Below are 16,242 nucleotides of genomic sequence, written 5' to 3' on the forward strand. Positions count from 1 at the left end.
GCTACTCTCCGACGCCCGCAGGCTCCGCTTTCGCAGGCCGGGCCAATTGCACCAGGGGCACCCGCCGCACGCACCACAGCGCGAAGATGGCGACGGCCAGCGCAATGAGCTGCCCTTCGTGAATGGCGCCCACCAGCGCAACGCGCGCGATCTCGATCAACGACGTGCCGTCCTGGCCTTGATGCGCCAATTGTGCCAGGAACTGCGTTTGCGCCGCGGGATTCACCAGCATCTGCGGATCGTTCAGTTCCGGCAGCCATTGCGCCGAGGCGCCGCGCAGCGTGGATTCAACGCCGCTGAAATAGCTGTGGCTCACCATCGTGCCGACCACCGCCGTGCCCAGCATGCCGCCGATCATGCGCAAGGATTGCAGCAGCGCCGTGGCGATGCCCAGGTGCGTGCGCCCCGCGGTCTGCTGCGCGAAGACGGTAAGGTTGGGCATGATGAAGCCCATGCCCAGGCCGGCCATCAGCATGTAAACGGCGATCAGCCCGTGTGACGTATAGCTATGGGTGGTAACAATACCCAAACAGGACAGGGCCATCAGCAGGAAGCCGGCGTAGAGCATCCGGTTGGGGTTGCGGATGCGCGTGATGACGCGCCCGTTGATGATGCTACCGACCGTGATGAAGACGACCATGGGCGTGATCAGCAGGCCGGCGTCCTGCGGCGACAGGCCGAAGCCGCCTTGCAGCAGCAGGGGGGCATAGAACAGTAGCGAGTACATCGTCACGCCCACCAGCAGCGCCAGCGTGAAGAGCGTGGCCAGCCCACGGTTGCGGAACATGTCCAGCGGCAAGAGTGGGTGCGGGCAGCGCTTTTCCCACCAGTACAGCAGCGCGAACGCGGCGATGCTTCCCGCGCCCAGCAGCACGATCAAAATGCTGAGGCCTTCCTTGGGCAAGAGTTCGACCAGCAACTGCAGGCTGCCCAGCGCCAGCGCGACCAACAGCGCGCCCTGCCAGTCCAGCCGCACTTTGCCCGACGTATGGTTGCGCAAGTGAGGCAGGTAGCGCGCCACGAACCACAGGCCCAGGATGCCGATCGGCAGGTTCACGTAGAACACCGAGCGCCAGCCATAGTGTTCAGTCAGCGCGCCGCCCAGCGTCGGGCCGACGGCGTTGGCGATGCCGAAGGCGGAACTGAGCATGACCTGCCAGCGCAGCCGCACGTGCGGGTCGGGAAACAGGTCGGGGATCGACGCGAAGGCCGTGCCCACCAGCATGCCGCCGCCAATGCCTTGCAAGGCCCGCGCCAGCACCAGCGTAAGCATGCTGTCGGCCGCGCCGCACAGTACCGAGGCCAGCGTGAACAGGATGATCGCGGCCACCACGAAAGGTTTGCGGCCGTAGTAGTCGCCCAGGCGTCCGAAGATCGGCACCGTGATGACGGACGTCAGCAGGTAAGACGTCGCAACCCATGCATACAGTTCGAAGCCCTTGAGTTCGGCCACAATGGTCGGCAAGGCAGTGCCCACCACCGTCTGGTCGATGGCGACCATCATCATGACGAAGCACATGCCCAGCATGGCCATCAAGGTCTGGCGGAAAGGCAGCACCTGGCCGGGCGAATGCGAAGTGCTGGGGGCGGGGGCGGGCATTGTTGGATGTATCAATGATTGATGGATCAATCATTCTAGTCCTACAATCCGCCAGACAGAAAACCGTCAGCTTCCGGGCGCCGTCAACGCCCGGTGAGCTACGTGAATCGCCCTGGTTTTTGGCGCCGCGGCCGGGTTGGCATCGCGAAGCCGGCCCGATTTGTTACGATAGCGGAATCTGCACGCTGGTCATGCCGGCGTCTTCAGCAGGCCTTCCTTGGTAGACCCTCTCTTTTGGCGCCGCAGCCACAGGCTTCCGGCAGAAGCGAGGACTCGTCCTAAAAGGCACACAGCTCCAATTGGCGCGTGGTTTTCCACCGCTATTAGCACCATCCCCGCGCCATGGCGTGGTGGGCGGCATTCAAGGATTTCCAGTCGAGGTACCGACGGGGCGGCAATGAAAACGTGGTTCAAGCGCATTTTGATAGGCCTGGTGGTGTTGGTTGTCGTGGCCGTCGTTGGCCTGGCCATCTTCTTGCTGACATTCGATCCCAACGCGTACAAGTACAAGCTGGAAGAGCTTGTGCAGGAACGCTATCACCGCACCCTCACGATCGATGGCGAGATCGAGCTGTCGCTCTTCCCGCGCATCGGCCTGTCGGTGCAGGGCGTGTCGCTGTCCGAGCCCAATAGCTCCGACACCTTCGCTTCCATCGAAAGCACCCGGCTGGCGGTTGCGGTGTGGCCGCTGCTGTCGAACAGCTTCGTGGTGGACCATGTGGCCATCAGCGGCTTCAAGGCGCGCGTGGTGCGGGACAAGGACGGCCAGTTCAACTTCAGCAACCTCGTGGGCGGCACGCCCGTGATCATGACCGCGCCGGCCAATCCCGCCGAAGCGTTGGTGGGGGCGGCCCAGACCGCGGCCCAGGCCATCACCAGCGGCACGTTGCCGCCGACCCGCAACAACATGCAGATCGACATCGCCGGGCTGGACCTGAAGGATGGCGAAGTGCAGTTGCAGGACGCGATCTCGGGCATGGCCGTGGCCGTGACGAAGATCAACGCCAACACGGGCCGCGTCACGTTCAACCAGCCGTTCGATGTGCGCCTGACGGCGCGCGTCGAAGGCGGCAACCCGCGTGTTGACGCCAACCTGACCGGCCAAGCTTTGCTGACGCTTGACCCGTCGGCCAAGCGTTACGCGGCCCAGAAGCTGGATTTGCGCATGGACGGCAAGCTGCCAGGCGCCGAGGCCAAGAGCCTGGCCATGCGCGGCAACCTGGCCTTCAATGGCCAGAAGTCGGCGCTGGACGTGGCAGGCCTGGAAGTGGTTTTCCAAGGCGACATCACCGATCCCGCCGCGCGCGCCACCAATGTAGAGGCCAGTGTGGCCATGCCCAAGCTGGCAATCGATCCACACAAAAGCCAGCTGCAGATCGAAAAGCTGGCGGTGCGCGCCAAGGGCAGTTCGCCTGATGGCCCGTTTGAACTGGCCGTGGACGCGCCCGCGCTGAATATCTCGCCCGCGTCGGCTACCGGTGAAGCGCTGACCGGCCGCGTGCGCGTCAGCGGCCTGGATGCCAGTTTCGGTCTGAACGGCATCAGCGGCAACGCTGGCGAATTGGACATCAAGGAAGCCAAGGTCGACAGCACGTCGAAGAATGGCGAACGCGTGGTGAAGCTGAATTTTGCTTCGCCGCTGACGTTGAACCTGCTGCAACGCAGTGGCGGCCTGTCCGGCTTGCGCGGCGATGTCAACATTACCGACCCGGGGTTGCCCAAGGGCAGCCTGCAGATCCCCGTGATCGGCAGCCTGACCGTGGACCTGCTGAAGGACCAGGCCAGCAGCAAGATCAACGCCGTGCTGGAAGGCGGCAAGTTCGACCTTAGCGCCGACATCACCAAGCTTTCCGATACGCCGATGGTGAAGTTCGCCTTGGCGGTGGATACGCTGGACCTGGACAAGCTGGTGCCGCCCGTCGCGGCCGCGCCGGCCAAGCCGCCCGCCGAAGGCAAGAAAGACGAATCCAAGCCCGCAGCGCCGGCTGCGCCCGTGGACGATTCGATCGATCTGTCCGCGCTGGTGGGCCCCAGCGTCAACGGCACCTTGAAGGTCGGCAAGCTGGTCGTGCGCGGCCTGAAGGCCGATGAAGTCGCCGCAGTCGTGAAGCTGGACAAGGGCAAGCTGGATATCTCCAGCCTGACCGCCGGCCTGTACGGCGGCAAGCTGGCTGGCGCGTTGTCCGTGGACGCCGCGCAGGGCAACCAGTTGGCCACCAAGATGTCGTTGGCGGGTATTGCCATCGAGCCCCTGCTGATGGACCTGGCCAACCGCAACGTGCTCAGCGGCACGGGCAGCCTGGCGCTGGACCTGAAGACGGGCGGCGCCAATGTCTATGCAATGAAGAGTGGCCTGGGCGGCACCGTGCAGGTGCGCCTGCGCGATGGCGCGGTCAAGGGCATCAACCTGACGCAGACGTTGCGCGAATTGAAGGCCGCGTTCAAGCCCGAATCGCAGGACGAGACCGTAGCCGCCGACACCAGCAAGCAAACCGAGTTCTCGGAGATGGACGCCGATCTGGCCTTCACCAAGGGCGTGGCCACCGTGAAGCGCTTGAACGTCGTGTCGCCGTTGCTGCGCGTCACGCAGGGCGAGCCGGCCACCATCGACTTCGTGAAGAGCGAGCTGGACCTGGTGGCGCGCGCGCGTGTCGTCAACCCGGCGGCCGATCCCGAAGGCAAGGAACTGATCGATCTGAAAGATGTGACGATCCCGGTGCACGTGAAGGGCCATTTCGACAAGCCGACCTATACGGTGCTGTGGAAGGACGCCATCGGCAACATCCTCAAGCGCAGCCTGGAAAACAAGCTGCGCGAAGCCGCCACGGGCAAGGGCAAGAATGGCGCGCCGCTGGATAAAGCCTTGAAGGGATTGCTGGGCAAATGAGCACTGAAAATTTCCAGCCCATCGCGGAATGCGGCGTCACCACGCAACCGGCCGCGGCCGCGTATCAGCGGCAATGGCTGATCGCCAACGATTCCGGCCAGTGGTTGAACCGCGAATTGTGCCCCCGGCTTGCCGACGTGTCGGTCGAGCTGCGCTTGGGCTATCTGGTGCTGAAGGCGCCGGGCATGCTGCGCATGGATATTCCGCTGGACGTCATCGAAGACGATGACAGCGTGCGTTACAGCATGAAGGTGGGTGAGCAGACCATCGACGTGATCGACGAAGGGGAGCTGGCCGCGGCCTGGATCTCGAACTTCGTGCAGGTGCCTTGCCGCATCATGAAGGTGCACCCGGACACGCCCGTGGCCGCCTGGCCTGCCTGAACGTGTTCGGAAACCGCCGGAGCGATCCGGCGGGCTAGACGCCCGACTTGGCGCGCTTGTATTCGAATGCCGTATGGGCCAGCAGGCCCGCCGCCAGGCCCCAGAAGGCCGACCCGATTCCCCAGAAGCTGAACCCCGACGCCGTTGCCAGCAACGTGATGAGCGCGGCTTCGCGCCGTTGCGGGTTGGCCATCGCGGCGGCCATGCCGCCCATGATCGTGCCCAGCAGCGCCAGACCGGCCAACGCGGCCAATAGCGCCCCCGGCAAGGCCTGGAAGAACACCGCCACGGCGCCCGCCACGACGCTTAACCCGACATAGCCCAGCCCGTAGGTCGCTGCCGCGATATAGCGCTTGGCGGGATCGGGGTGGGCTTCAGGGCCGGTGCAGATGGCCGCGCTGATGGCCCCCATGGTGACGCTGTGCGCGCCGAAGGGGGCTGCCAGCAAACCCAGCAGGCCCGTGGCGGCCACGATGCGCGAGGCAGGGGGACGGTAGCCGGCGGCTTGCAGGATCGCCAGGCCGGGCAGATTCTGCGACGCCATGGCCACCACGAACAGCGGGATGCCCAGGCTGACGATGGCCTGGGCGCTGAAGGTGGGCGTGGTCCAGACGAATTCCGTCAGGTGCCAGTCCAGCAAGTCCAGCCGTATCAGGTCCAGCCCGAAGGCCAGCGCGATGGCGATCACCATCACCACCAGGACGGCGTAGCGCGGCGCCCAGCGCCGGCAGGCCAGATAGGTGGCGCACATCGCCAGGACCAGTGCGGGTTGCTTGCCGACGCTGCTGAAGATGCCCATGCCGAAATTGAGCAGCACGCCGGCCAGCATGGCGGCGGCGATTTCACCGGGGATCCGACGCAGGATGGGGTCGATCCAGCCGAACAGCCCGCAGAGCAATGTCAGGCCCGCGGCCAGCACGTAGGCGCCGATTGCTTCATTGAAGGGAATGCCGACCAGCGCCGTGACGAGTAGCGCGGCGCCGGGCGTGGACCAGGCCATGACGATGGGCAGGCCGGTGCGCAGGCTGTAGAACGCGCCGCCGAATCCGAAAGCCAGGCTCAGCGAACCGATCCAGGAGCCGATCTGCGCCGAATTCAGGCCCGCGGCATGGCCGGCCTGCACCATCAGGACGGCGGTGCCGCCGAAGCTGACCAGCACGGCGACCAGGCCGGCGGCGACCGCCGAGGCGGACACGTCGCGGCGCGCGTGATGGGGAGCTGGCGACGGGGAAGGAAGGTTGATGCCCGTCTGCGTCGTGCCGCTCATGCGGCACCGGTCAGGCGGCGGTACTTAGCCATGAGCTGCTCTTGGCCTTCGTTCCATTGCGGGTGCAGTTCAATGCACTCCACCGGGCACACCACCTTGCACTGGGGTTCGTCGTGATGGCCGACGCACTCCGTGCATTTGTCGGGATCGATGACGTAATAGTCCTCGCCCATAGAAATCGCGTCGTTCGGGCACTGGGGCTCGCAAACGTCGCAATTAATGCATTCTTCGGTGATTAGCAGGGCCATGATGGGCAGCGGAGGAAAGCCAGGGGCGGCTCACATTGTACTGCCGGGCGGAAAAGCGCAAGAAGGGCGCGAAATCGCGCCCTTCAGGGATGGTGCGGCGCTGGGCGGATCAGCCCGGCCAGGACTGTTCGCGGCGTTCCTTGGCCTTTTCCTGCAGCCAGCGCTCGACGGACGGGAACACGAACTTGCTGACGTCGCCGCCCAGCTGGGCGATTTCGCGCACGATCGTGCCCGAGATGAACTGGTATTGGTCCGACGGGGTCATGAACAGCGTTTCCACGTCGGGCAGCAGGTGGCGGTTCATGCCAGCCATCTGGAATTCGTATTCGAAGTCGGACACGGCGCGCAGGCCGCGGACGATGACGCGGCCGCCCTGGTCGCGGACGAAGTCCTTCAGCAAGCCGCCGAAGCTCTGCACTTCCACGTTGGGGTAGTGGCCCAGGACTTCACGGGCGATTTCCACGCGTTCGTCGATGCTGAAGAAAGGCTTTTTGTTGCGGCTAAGCGCGATGCCCACCACGACTTTGTCGAAAAGCGTGGCCGCGCGGCGGACCAGGTCTTCGTGGCCCCGGGTCAGCGGGTCGAAAGTGCCGGGATATACAGCGATGATCATGCGAGCTCCGTACCGTTATTAGTGGTGTACACCATCCTCCGAAGCTCGGATTATTGATCTATTTCCGCAATGCAGCAAATTCGAGCAGGTGGTAGTGGACCGCGCCTGCCTTGTCCTGCCGCAAGATCTGGAATCCTTCGGGGGCGTCGATGGCGGTTTCCGCCTCGACATAGACTAGCCCATGCTCGGTCAAAATGCCCGGCAGGATGGGCCACAGGCGCGGCAGCCAGCCCTGGCCAAAGGGCGGATCCAACAGGATGAGGTCAAACCGGGACGCATCCATCCGTTCGGCGACCTGCATCGCGTCGCCCACATGGATGCGTATCATGTCGGCTTTGAGCTTGTCGCGCAGTGTCCGCAGCGCGGACGCAGCGGTTTTGTCCCGCTCGACCATCTGCACATGCGCCACGCCGCGCGAGGCCGCCTCGAACCCCAGGGCGCCGCTGCCGGCGAACAGATCCAGTACCTGTTTGTCGGAGAATTCGCCGGCCCACAGGTGATTCAGCCAGTTGAATAGTGTCTCGCGCACCCGGTCGGGCGTGGGGCGCAGCGTCTCCACGTCGGGCACGGCGATGGGGGTGCGCCTGTATTGGCCACCGACGATACGAATATACTTGTTACCCATGTTTAGCCGCTTCTTCAAGAAAAAATCCCCACCGCCCGCCGCGCCGGCTCAGCCCGCGCCGCCGCCTGAGGTCGTAGACGCCGCCGTGGCGCCTGCGGAGCCCGCCGCCGCGCCGGTGATTCCGCCGGCCACCGTGCCGGCCGCACCCGCTCCGAGTCCCGTGGTTGCCGTGCCGACGCCTGCGCCGGTGCCCGATCAGGTGCCCGCGCCTGCGCCTGTCGCACCGACCGTGCAGACAGCGCCGGTTGCTCCGACTGTAGCGCCGATCGCACGCGCCGATGCGCCGGCCCAGGCGCCGACGCCGGTCAACGCACCGCTTGATGCACCGCCCGCCGCGGCGCCCGTGGCAGCACCCGCGCCGGCTCCGACTTCAGCGCCAGCGCCTGCCGCGCCCGTCGCGGTCACCGCACCTGCTCCTGCACCTGCTCCTGCACCTGCTCCTGCACCGGAACCTGTTCCGGCCGTCGAACCCGCGCCCGCCGAAGCGCCGAAAAAAGCGTCGTGGCTGTCGCGGTTGAAGCAGGGCCTGTCGCGCACCGGCCAGAGCATTGGCGGCATCTTCATCGGCGTCAAGGTCGACGAAAACCTGTTCGAGGAACTCGAATCGGCGCTCATTATGGCCGATGCGGGCCTGGAGGCCACCGAGAAGCTGCTGACCGCGCTGCGCGCGCGCGTCAAGAAGGAACGCATCGAAGACCCGGCGAAGGTGAAGACCGCCTTGCGCCAATTGCTGGCCGACCACCTGCGTCCGCTGGAGCGCGCGTTCGACCTGACCCGCACCAAACCGCTGGTGGTGATGATCGCCGGCGTGAACGGCGCGGGCAAGACGACGTCCATCGGCAAACTGGCCCACACGTTCCAACGCCAGGGCGCCAGCGTCCTGCTGGCCGCGGGCGACACCTTCCGCGCCGCCGCGCGCGAACAACTGGTGGAATGGGGCAGCCGCAATAACGTCAGCGTCATTGCGCAGGATGGCGGCGACCCTGCCGCCGTGGCGTTCGACTCGGTCAACGCCGGCCGCGCGCGCGGCATGGGCGTGGTCATGGTGGACACCGCGGGGCGCTTGCCGACGCAGTTGCACCTGATGGAAGAACTGAAGAAGATCCGCCGCGTCATCGGCAAGGCCGATGCCACCGCGCCGCACGAAGTGCTGCTGGTGGTGGACGGCAACACCGGCCAGAACGCGCTGGCGCAGATCCGCGCGTTCGACGCGGCCATCACGCTGACTGGCCTGGTCGTCACCAAGCTGGACGGCACGGCCAAGGGCGGCACGCTGGCGGCCGTTGCCGCAGGCAGTCAGGGGGTGCGTCCGATCCCGGTCTACTGGATCGGCGTGGGCGAAAGCCTGGAAGACCTGCAGCCTTTCGTGGCGGACGAATTCGCCGCGGCCTTGTTGGCGGACTGATCCGCCGGCAGGCCTGAAACAACGGGGCGGTGCGCAAGCGCCGCCCCGTTGCCGTTTGCGCGGGGTACACCGCGAAGTGAGCAGCGAAATGAGCCGCAGGGTGAGCCGCGGCGCTACCGTCAGGCCGTCGCGTCAGGCACCTGGCCCATCGCCGGGTCGCTGACCCCGTCCTTGCCCGTTTCCATGCGGCCGGCAAAGCGGCGTTGGAACGCGGCATAGCCTTCGCATGCCACCGCAAAGTCGTACCACTGCCCGCTGTCGCTTACGGGCCAGCTCAGTTCACCGGTTTGGCCGGCCTGCACGATGGCGGTCCACGGGCCGTCGCTGCGGTATGCCTTGGCGCTGACGGTGAATGTGCAAGCCTGGCTGCCGTTGTTGTGCAGCTTGACTTGCACCTGCGGGTCGTCGCAAGGCACGTAGCACACCTGGATCTCCGGCTGCGCGCCGCCGGTCTGCATCAAGTCGCCCGCGAAGGCGCGGTGATAGCCGTTCGGCCCCAACACCCACAAGTCGTACTTGCCGCTATCTGCGGACACATCCCAGGCGTCGTCCAGCGACTTGCCCGCCTCCACCACATAACGGCGCGGGATGCGGTCCAGATGCAGCTTGTCGTACACGTGGAAGACGGCGGCTGTCTGGCCGTTGCTGGCGTTGGCGAATAGCAGCCTGACGCGGTGCTCGCGCGCTTCTTCGCGGGCGCTCGTGTGCAGCTCGTAGGGCAGCGCGCGCGAGGGTCGGGTGCCGGGCGCCTGCTTGGCCAGCGTCTGTTGCGTGGGGATGGCAATGGCAGGCTGCGATTCCTGCCATGTGGTCAGGCCGTCGGCGTCCGTCTTGGTCGTGCGGCCCGACAACGTTGGCAGGGCGGCGCTGTTGGGCGAGACGAAATTCAGCGTCGAGGTGAGGTCGCCGCAGACCGCGCGCCGGAACGCGCTGATGTTGGGTTCGACGACGCCGAAACGCTGTTCCAGGAAGCGCAGCGCCGATGTGTGGTCGAACACCTGCGAGTTGACCCAGCCGCCGCGGCTCCACGGCGAAATCACCCACATCGGCACGCGCATGCCGGGGCCGTAGGGCTTGCCGTCGGCGGTCAACTGCTTGGGCGTGGCGGGCGGGTAGGTGAAGTACTCGAACGCCATCTCGGCGTCCGTCAGGGTGGACTTGCCCGCCAGTGTGCCGTCATCGTTGCGCGAGGGCGCGGAAGGCGTCGGCATGTGGTCGAAGAAGCCGTCGTTTTCGTCGTAGGTCACCAGGAATACGGTCTTGCTCCAGACCTCGGGCGATTGCGTCAGGGCGTCCAGCGCGGCCTGGATGTACCACGCGCCCTTGGCGGGGCTGGAGGGGCCGGGGTGTTCGCTGTAGGCGGCGGGCGGGATGATCCACGACACTTCCGGCAACGTGCCGTTCATCACGTCGTCGCGCAGGCTTTGAAGAAAGCCGCCGTCGGGCATGGTGTTGCCAAAGCCCTTGGCCAGCGGGCTGTAGAGATCGTCGATGGCGGGGTTGTAGGCCGGGCCGCCCTGGTTGGTCACTCGCCGGTCGGCGGGCATCTTTTCGATTTCGGCGCGCCAGTGCCGGAAGCTCATCATCTCGTTGCAGCCGAAGTTGTCCGGGATGTTCTGGTAGACCTTCCAGCTGACGCCCGCCTGTTGCAGGCGGTCGGCGTAGGTCGTCCAGGTCCAGCCTTCGGTGGACGGGCCCACGTCGGCGCCATCGTTCATTTCGTTCATCACGACCGACACGTTGTCGCCCGACGGACCGTTGGTGCCGGTCCAGAAGAAAAGCCGGTTGGGGATGGTGCCCGCGTGCATCGCACAGTGGTAGTTGTCGCACAGCGTGAAGGCATCGGCCAGTGCGCGGTGGAAAGGGACTTCGGCGGTCTCGTAGTAGCCCATCGACAGCGGCTGTTTGACGCTTGCCCACTTGTTCATGCGGCCATGGTCCCAGGCGGCTTGGCAATCGGGCCAGGAGTGCGGCGTGCTGCCGGCGCGCTGTGCGTTGCCCAGCGTCGTGTCCAGGTGATAGGGCAGCTCTTCGGTGCCGTCGCTGCGCGTTTGGTGGAACACCGACTTGCCGTTGGCCAGCGGAATGGGGAAGCGGTCACCGAAGCCGCGCACGCCGGGGAAGGTGCCGAAGTAGCCGTCGAAGGAGCGGTTTTCCAGCATCAGCATCACGACGTGCTTGACGTCCTGGATGGTGCCGGTCGGGCTGCTGGCTTCAATGGCCAGCGCGCGGCGGATGCTGGGCGGGAACATCGACAAGGCGCTTACGGCAGCGGTGGTTCCCAGCGTGGTCTTGAAGAACTTTCTTTTGGAGGCGTCGAACGTCATTGGCTTCTCTGTCGTTGAAGGTCGGAGGGGAACGGGCTCAGGGGGCGCAGTGCGACGCGCACGCGGCGGGCGGCGGGGTGGGCGTCGTGGTGGGCGGGGGAGCGGGTTCGTCCGAATCGTTGTCGTCGCCGCCGCAGGCGGACAGCGAAAACACGAGCGACAGCGCGCAGAAGGCCGCAAGGCCTCGTCTTGCATGGGCGAGCAAGTGGGAAGTGGTTTCCATGGTTCTGTAAGTGTGGATGGGCTGACGGCCCGCAGGGGCCGTTGCCGTCACACAGGACGCATGTCGGGCGGATGCTGCGGGCCACGAGTGCGTCCGGCGCAGGGGGCCGGACGACAGCGATCCAGTATTGGCGCGTCGGATGTCGTTCTTTTTACAGACAGCTGACCCGAAGCTGGCCGTGCCATTTTTTTTGAAACGCAGTGCTAGATGCGTGTCCAGGTGAAAACGAATTCACGAATTGACTTGCCGCTGCGGTAAACGCGCGCGCCCGTCCGGGCCAGGGCGGCCGGGACGGGCGGGCTTGAAGCCATTACTTCCAGAAGGGCTTGCTGCGCGCCAGGTCGTCGAAGGCTTTCTGCGCTTCGTCCGCCAGTTCTTCCAGGCGCGCGCTGATCCAGCCCAGCGCGAACCAGGCTTGCGGATGCGTGGCGGTACACGACTCGTAGTAGTCGCGGGCGACGGCCAGGTCGTTGATTTCGCCCAGCACGTCCTGCACCTTGGACAGCAGCTTGCGGTAGCCGCGCAGCTTGGCCGCGGGCAGCAGTGATTCCGCGAACGCCAGGCTGTAGCGCAGCCGCTTGCCGCGCTTGCGCAATTCATGGCGGGTGGGAACATCAAGCGTGGCGAACTGCGTGCCCTGGTCAGCCACTTTGCTGTGCCAGCGGTGCAGGCGGCGCGCCAATTGCTTGTGCAGACGTTGCGGATCGGGTTCCGGCGCCAACATGGGGATGATGGTGGGCTTGACGCTGGGACCGGCCACGCCGCCTTCCAGCCGGATGGCAGGCTCGGGCGCGGCGTCGCTGGGCGTGCCGTTGGCGATGGCATGGCCAGGGTTGGCGGGAACTGCGGTCGGCACGTCCAGGCTCCATTCCAGCAGTTCAAGCAGCCAAGCCTGGAAGGCCTTGCCGCCGGCGATGGTCTGGGCGTCCTGTTCGGGCGGTGCGGCCTCCATGGGGATCACGGGCATGCCGGCGCGGATAAGCGCGGGCGCGACGGTCTCGTTCAGCACGTCCTGGTCGCGGTTGGCGCCGAAAGCGGCGAAGTGCGTGCGCACGCCTTGCAGCATGGTCTCGGGCACCGGCGCGATCCAGCCATCGAAGAGCTTCCAGGCTGAGCGCAGACGGCGCACGCCCACGCGCAACTGGTGCACGTGTTCGGAGTTGCCGGCGCGGTACACGCCTTCTGTGTCGACTTCGGCCAGCACCGCGGCGTTGCGCGCGATCTGGTCCAGGCATTCGGCCGCGATGCGCCCCATTGCCTGCGACGGCGTCATGTCGTCGCGCAGCTTCACGGCAGCCGCGCTGCGAGGCGCCCAGAATTGGGCGATGGCCTGGGCCCGGCGCGTTTCAAGGTCGTCGCCCGGGATGGCGTCCACGTCGGCCAGGCGTTGCGCCAGCTGGGCAAGCGCGTCGCCGCGTTCGGACTTGCTGCGGGGATCCAGCACCAGGCTATGGCGCTGCTGCCAGCCGCGCGCGCAAGCAAAGATGGCGGCCGGACGGCCCGACACCAGTTCGAATTCCAATTCCGAGATGGGCAGTTCCAATGCGCCGGCGCGCAAGATGCCGGTGTCGTAGGCAAGTTCCACCGTGCCGAAGCGCGTGCGGACCTTGCGCAGCAGGCGCTGCACGTCGGTCTCGTAGCGCAGGCCAAGTTCGCCTTTGACCGCGGACAGCGCGGCTTCGACCTCGGTGCCGGCATACACAGACAGGTCCAGCACGGGGCCGGGACGCGGGTGATTCAATTCAATGCGGGTGATGGCGTTGATGCCTGGCATCTTCAGCGTCTGCACCCAATCGCGGCCTTCCTGGCGCAGGCGGATGGCGATGCGCGCCCGCGCGAGTTCGCGCTCCGGCGTGTCGAAATACATGGCATGCAAGCGGATGCGCGTGGCCTCGCGTTGCTTGATCTCTTTCAGCACGGCCTGGCGCGAAGCCGTGGGCACATGCAGTTTCAATTCCTGTTCCGACATGGCGGTGGGTGTCCAACGGCAAAAGCCGAGATCTTAATCAACCCGGAGGCGGGATTTGATGACCGTTCATATTTTGTTCACATTGAGCATAGACGTGAACGCAGCCTGTGGACAAGCCGCGTGCTTTTGCTGGGCAAGAAAAAACGCCGCCCTTTTTCAAAGGCGGCGCCAAGGAGCGCTGGTCAGGGGAAACCGACAAGCGTAAAACAGGGACGCGATCAAAGAATGCGTTTGCGCGCCTGCGTGATGATGATTTCCGCCAGCACGACCACAATGAAGATCGCGGCCAGCACCAGCGCCACGCGGTCCCACTGGAAGAGGTTCAGCGCGGTGTCCAGCGCCATGCCGATGCCGCCCGCGCCCACCAGGCCCAGCACGGCGGATTCGCGCACGTTGATGTCCCAGCGCAGCAGCACGATGGACCAGAACGCCGGACGGATTTGCGGCCAGTAGGCGTACCACAGCACCGATGCCTTGCTGGCGCCAGTGGCGGTCACGGCTTCAATGGGCCCGCGCTGCGCTTCTTCGATGGCTTCGCCGACGAGCTTGCCCACGAAGCCGATGGAACGGAATGCGATGGCCAGCGTGCCGGCCAGCGCCCCCGGGCCGAAGATGGCGATGAACAGCAGCGCCCACACCAGCGAATTGACCGAGCGGCTGGACACCAGGATCAGCCGGGCCAGCATGTTGATGGTCTTGCTGGGCGTCAGATTGTTGGCCGCCAGCAGGCCCACCGGCACCGCCATGAAGACGGACAGGATGGTGCCCAAGGTGGCGATGTGCAGCGTTTCGATCAGCGCGTTATGCACGCCGTCCGGGTAGTAGGCCCAGTCGATCGGCCACATGCGGCGGAACAGGTCCGCCATCTGCTCGGGGGCGTCATACAGGAACTCCGGGATGACTTCCACGCCGCGGATGGCCTGGACGATGGCCGCGACCACCAGCAGGTACAGCGCGAAGCGCAGCAGCCGCTGGCCCATGCTGTAGCGCTGCCACACGCGCGGGGAACCGGCGGGGTTCAGGGTGGAGGCATGGACGTTCATTCTTCCACCTCCGCCTTGCGGGCCACCGGGGGCTTGCTGGAGCCGATGCCGCGGGCCCCCGCGAAGCGGCCTTGCAGAATGCGGTCGAAACCCAGGTTGTCCAGGAACACGGCGCGCACAAAGCCCGCGATGATTTCACCCAGCATGATGATGGCGATGAGCGTCAGCAGGATGGCGCTGACGAAGTCGTAATCGAAACGCTGGAAGGCCGAGAACAGGGTGCCGCCCACGCCGCCCGCGCCCACGATACCCACCATGGTGGAGTTGCGCAGGTTGGAATCGAACTGGTAAGTGGCAAAGCCGATAAAGCGCGCGAACACCTGCGGCAGCACGCCAAAGATGATCACGTTGGCAAACGACGCACCGCTTGCGCGCACGGCTTCCACCTGCTTGAGCGAAATCTCTTCGATGGCTTCGGTGAACAGCTTGCCGATGAACCCGATCGACGCCACGGTCAGCGCCAGGATGCCCGCCAGCGCGCCGAAGCCCACGGCCTTGACGAACAGGATGGCGACGATGACCGGGTGCAGGGCGCGGCACAGCGCCACCAGCGAACGCGCGGGCCACGACACCCAGGCGGGCATCATGTTGCGGGCGCCAAGAAGGCCTACCGGCAGCGCGAACAGAATGCCCAGCACTGAGGCCAGTACCGCGATTTCCAGGCTTTCCGCGATGCCCTTCCACAAGGTCGCGGGCTTTTCGAAATTAGGCGGGAACATGCGCGAAAGAAACGTCGACGCGTGCCCCATGCCGGTTTCAAAGCGCGCCCAGCTGAAATCCAGCTGCGCACCGGCGTAGATCGTGTAGATCACCAGCAACACCAGGCCCGCCTTGGCGCGCCCGGACATGGCAAAGGGGCGGGCGCCCCGGGGATGCGTCATTCCAGCCAAGACTCGCCTCCATAAATGGTTTTGAGCATGGTCGCATCCAGGCCCTGGCCATCGCCGTCGTAGACCACGTGCCCGCCGGACATGCCGACGATGCGGGTGGCGTAGCGGCGGGCCAGTTCCACGTCGTGGATGTTCACGATGACGGGAATGCCGGTGGCGCTGCCCTGGTCGGACAGCAGCTCCATGATTTCAACGGAGGTCTTCGGGTCCAGCGACGACGTGGGTTCGTCGGCCAGCAGCAACTGCGGGCGCTGCATCAGCGCGCGGGCGATGCCCACGCGCTGGCGCTGGCCGCCCGACAGCGCATCGGCGCGCTGGTCGGCAAAGCCGGCCAGGCCAACGGTATCCAGCAGCTTGTAGGCGTGCTCGATGTCTTCCGGTTCAAAGCGGCGCATCCAGGCCTTGAGGGCCGAGGTGTAGCCCAGCCGTCCGGTCAGCAGGTTTTCCATCACGGTCAGGCGTTCGACCAGGTTGTATTCCTGGAACACCATGCCGATGCGGCGGCGTGCGCGGCGCAGCGACGCGCCGCGCACGCGGGCCAGGTCCACGGACCCATCCTTGGACTGCAGCACGATCTCGCCCTGGGTGGGTTCGATCAGCCGGTTGATGCAGCGCAGAAGCGTGCTTTTGCCGGTGCCGGAAGGGCCGATGATGGCGGTCAGCCCCTGGCCGGCGATTTCAAGGTTGATGCCATTGAGAACCGGCCGGCCGGCCCGGTATTCCTTGACCAGGCCGGAAATGCGTAGCGACGTCGTCATGCTG

General features: G+C 65.7%; 14 protein-coding genes. 3 read left to right on the forward strand and 11 right to left on the reverse strand.

The window, feature by feature from the left end; all coding sequences use genetic code 11:
• Window position 1: 1 nt before the first annotated feature.
• A complete protein-coding gene (locus ACI0FO_RS15770; protein WP_416028022.1) occupies window positions 2-1,600 on the reverse strand; it encodes an MDR family MFS transporter in 1,599 nt (532 codons plus the stop codon).
• A gap of 397 nt (window positions 1,601-1,997) precedes the next feature.
• Here ACI0FO_RS15770 and ACI0FO_RS15775 point away from each other — a divergent pair, with 397 nt between their 5' ends.
• Both ACI0FO_RS15775 and ACI0FO_RS15780 read left to right on the forward strand, forming a co-directional pair.
• Window positions 1,998-4,487 carry an AsmA family protein gene (locus ACI0FO_RS15775; protein WP_416028024.1) on the forward strand — a complete coding sequence of 830 codons (2,490 nt, stop codon included), beginning with the start codon at window positions 1,998-2,000 and terminating at the stop codon, window positions 4,485-4,487.
• The gene (locus ACI0FO_RS15780; protein WP_416028025.1) at window positions 4,484-4,870 is read left to right on the forward strand and encodes an MOSC N-terminal beta barrel domain-containing protein; all 387 of its coding nucleotides are present in this window, start codon (window positions 4,484-4,486) and stop codon (window positions 4,868-4,870) included. Before ACI0FO_RS15775 ends, ACI0FO_RS15780 begins: the two co-directional genes overlap by 4 nt.
• Window positions 4,871-4,904: 34 nt before the next feature.
• On the opposite strand, the gene ACI0FO_RS15785 is transcribed toward ACI0FO_RS15780, so the two are convergent.
• From ACI0FO_RS15785 to rsmD, 4 genes are all read right to left on the reverse strand, one after another.
• Window positions 4,905-6,137 carry a benzoate/H(+) symporter BenE family transporter gene (locus tag ACI0FO_RS15785; protein ID WP_416028027.1) on the reverse strand — a complete coding sequence of 411 codons (1,233 nt, stop codon included), beginning with the start codon at window positions 6,135-6,137 and terminating at the stop codon, window positions 4,905-4,907.
• Complete coding sequence (locus ACI0FO_RS15790) at window positions 6,134-6,385, reverse strand: YfhL family 4Fe-4S dicluster ferredoxin (protein ID WP_006227600.1); 252 nt, start codon at window positions 6,383-6,385, stop codon at window positions 6,134-6,136. The genes ACI0FO_RS15785 and ACI0FO_RS15790 overlap by 4 nt, the downstream gene beginning before the upstream one ends.
• 109 nt (window positions 6,386-6,494) lie before the next feature.
• Window positions 6,495-6,998, reverse strand: coding sequence for a pantetheine-phosphate adenylyltransferase (gene coaD / locus ACI0FO_RS15795; protein WP_006227601.1), 504 nt, complete (start codon window positions 6,996-6,998; stop codon window positions 6,495-6,497).
• Between the two features lie 58 nt (window positions 6,999-7,056).
• Window positions 7,057-7,623 (reverse strand): 16S rRNA (guanine(966)-N(2))-methyltransferase RsmD, encoded by a 567-nt coding sequence (rsmD, locus tag ACI0FO_RS15800; protein ID WP_416028117.1) that lies wholly within the window; start codon window positions 7,621-7,623, stop codon window positions 7,057-7,059.
• Window positions 7,624-7,966: 343 nt separating this feature from the next.
• On the opposite strand from rsmD, the gene ftsY reads away from it, so the two are divergent.
• Window positions 7,967-9,028: a signal recognition particle-docking protein FtsY gene (gene ftsY, locus ACI0FO_RS15805; RefSeq protein ID WP_416028119.1), complete on the forward strand. Its 1,062-nt coding sequence runs from the start codon at window positions 7,967-7,969 to the stop codon at window positions 9,026-9,028.
• 119 nt (window positions 9,029-9,147) lie between these two features.
• Here ftsY and ACI0FO_RS15810 read toward each other — a convergent pair whose 3' ends face one another.
• From ACI0FO_RS15810 to phnC, 6 genes are all read right to left on the reverse strand, one after another.
• Window positions 9,148-11,355, reverse strand: coding sequence for a phosphocholine-specific phospholipase C (locus tag ACI0FO_RS15810; RefSeq protein ID WP_416028030.1), 2,208 nt, complete (start codon window positions 11,353-11,355; stop codon window positions 9,148-9,150).
• Between the two features lie 37 nt (window positions 11,356-11,392).
• Window positions 11,393-11,578 (reverse strand): hypothetical protein, encoded by a 186-nt coding sequence (locus ACI0FO_RS15815; protein ID WP_310031681.1) that lies wholly within the window; start codon window positions 11,576-11,578, stop codon window positions 11,393-11,395.
• Between the two features lie 310 nt (window positions 11,579-11,888).
• Window positions 11,889-13,547 carry a CHAD domain-containing protein gene (locus tag ACI0FO_RS15820; RefSeq protein WP_416028032.1) on the reverse strand — a complete coding sequence of 553 codons (1,659 nt, stop codon included), beginning with the start codon at window positions 13,545-13,547 and terminating at the stop codon, window positions 11,889-11,891.
• Window positions 13,548-13,765: 218 nt separating this feature from the next.
• Window positions 13,766-14,590: a phosphonate ABC transporter, permease protein PhnE gene (gene phnE, locus ACI0FO_RS15825; RefSeq protein WP_416028034.1), complete on the reverse strand. Its 825-nt coding sequence runs from the start codon at window positions 14,588-14,590 to the stop codon at window positions 13,766-13,768.
• Window positions 14,587-15,471 carry a phosphonate ABC transporter, permease protein PhnE gene (gene phnE, locus ACI0FO_RS15830; protein ID WP_416028036.1) on the reverse strand — a complete coding sequence of 295 codons (885 nt, stop codon included), beginning with the start codon at window positions 15,469-15,471 and terminating at the stop codon, window positions 14,587-14,589. The genes phnE (ACI0FO_RS15825) and phnE (ACI0FO_RS15830) overlap by 4 nt, the downstream gene beginning before the upstream one ends.
• Entirely contained in the window at window positions 15,468-16,238 is a 771-nt protein-coding gene (phnC, locus tag ACI0FO_RS15835; RefSeq protein ID WP_105560350.1) for a phosphonate ABC transporter ATP-binding protein, read from the reverse strand. Before phnC ends, phnE (ACI0FO_RS15830) begins: the two co-directional genes overlap by 4 nt.
• Window positions 16,239-16,242: the final 4 nt, after the last annotated feature.

Source organism: Achromobacter marplatensis (genome assembly GCF_049060505.1).
Taxonomy (GTDB): domain Bacteria; phylum Pseudomonadota; class Gammaproteobacteria; order Burkholderiales; family Burkholderiaceae_B; genus Achromobacter; species Achromobacter marplatensis_A.

Bases quoted from the DNA above. Each gene is read 5' to 3' on its own strand.
- ACI0FO_RS15770 (WP_416028022.1), bottom strand. From the start codon at position 1,600: ATGCCCGCCCCCGCCCCCAGCACTTCGCATTCGCCCGGCCAGGTGCTG.
- ACI0FO_RS15775 (WP_416028024.1), top strand. From the start codon at position 1,998: ATGAAAACGTGGTTCAAGCGCATTTTGATAGGCCTGGTGGTGTTGGTT.
- ACI0FO_RS15780 (WP_416028025.1), top strand. From the start codon at position 4,484: ATGAGCACTGAAAATTTCCAGCCCATCGCGGAATGCGGCGTCACCACG.
- ACI0FO_RS15785 (WP_416028027.1), bottom strand. From the start codon at position 6,137: ATGAGCGGCACGACGCAGACGGGCATCAACCTTCCTTCCCCGTCGCCA.
- ACI0FO_RS15790 (WP_006227600.1), bottom strand. From the start codon at position 6,385: ATGGCCCTGCTAATCACCGAAGAATGCATTAATTGCGACGTTTGCGAG.
- coaD (WP_006227601.1), bottom strand. From the start codon at position 6,998: ATGATCATCGCTGTATATCCCGGCACTTTCGACCCGCTGACCCGGGGC.
- rsmD (WP_416028117.1), bottom strand. From the start codon at position 7,623: ATGGGTAACAAGTATATTCGTATCGTCGGTGGCCAATACAGGCGCACC.
- ACI0FO_RS15810 (WP_416028030.1), bottom strand. From the start codon at position 11,355: ATGACGTTCGACGCCTCCAAAAGAAAGTTCTTCAAGACCACGCTGGGA.
- ACI0FO_RS15815 (WP_310031681.1), bottom strand. From the start codon at position 11,578: ATGGAAACCACTTCCCACTTGCTCGCCCATGCAAGACGAGGCCTTGCG.
- ACI0FO_RS15820 (WP_416028032.1), bottom strand. From the start codon at position 13,547: ATGTCGGAACAGGAATTGAAACTGCATGTGCCCACGGCTTCGCGCCAG.
- phnE (WP_416028034.1), bottom strand. From the start codon at position 14,590: ATGAACGTCCATGCCTCCACCCTGAACCCCGCCGGTTCCCCGCGCGTG.
- phnE (WP_416028036.1), bottom strand. From the start codon at position 15,471: ATGACGCATCCCCGGGGCGCCCGCCCCTTTGCCATGTCCGGGCGCGCC.
- phnC (WP_105560350.1), bottom strand. From the start codon at position 16,238: ATGACGACGTCGCTACGCATTTCCGGCCTGGTCAAGGAATACCGGGCC.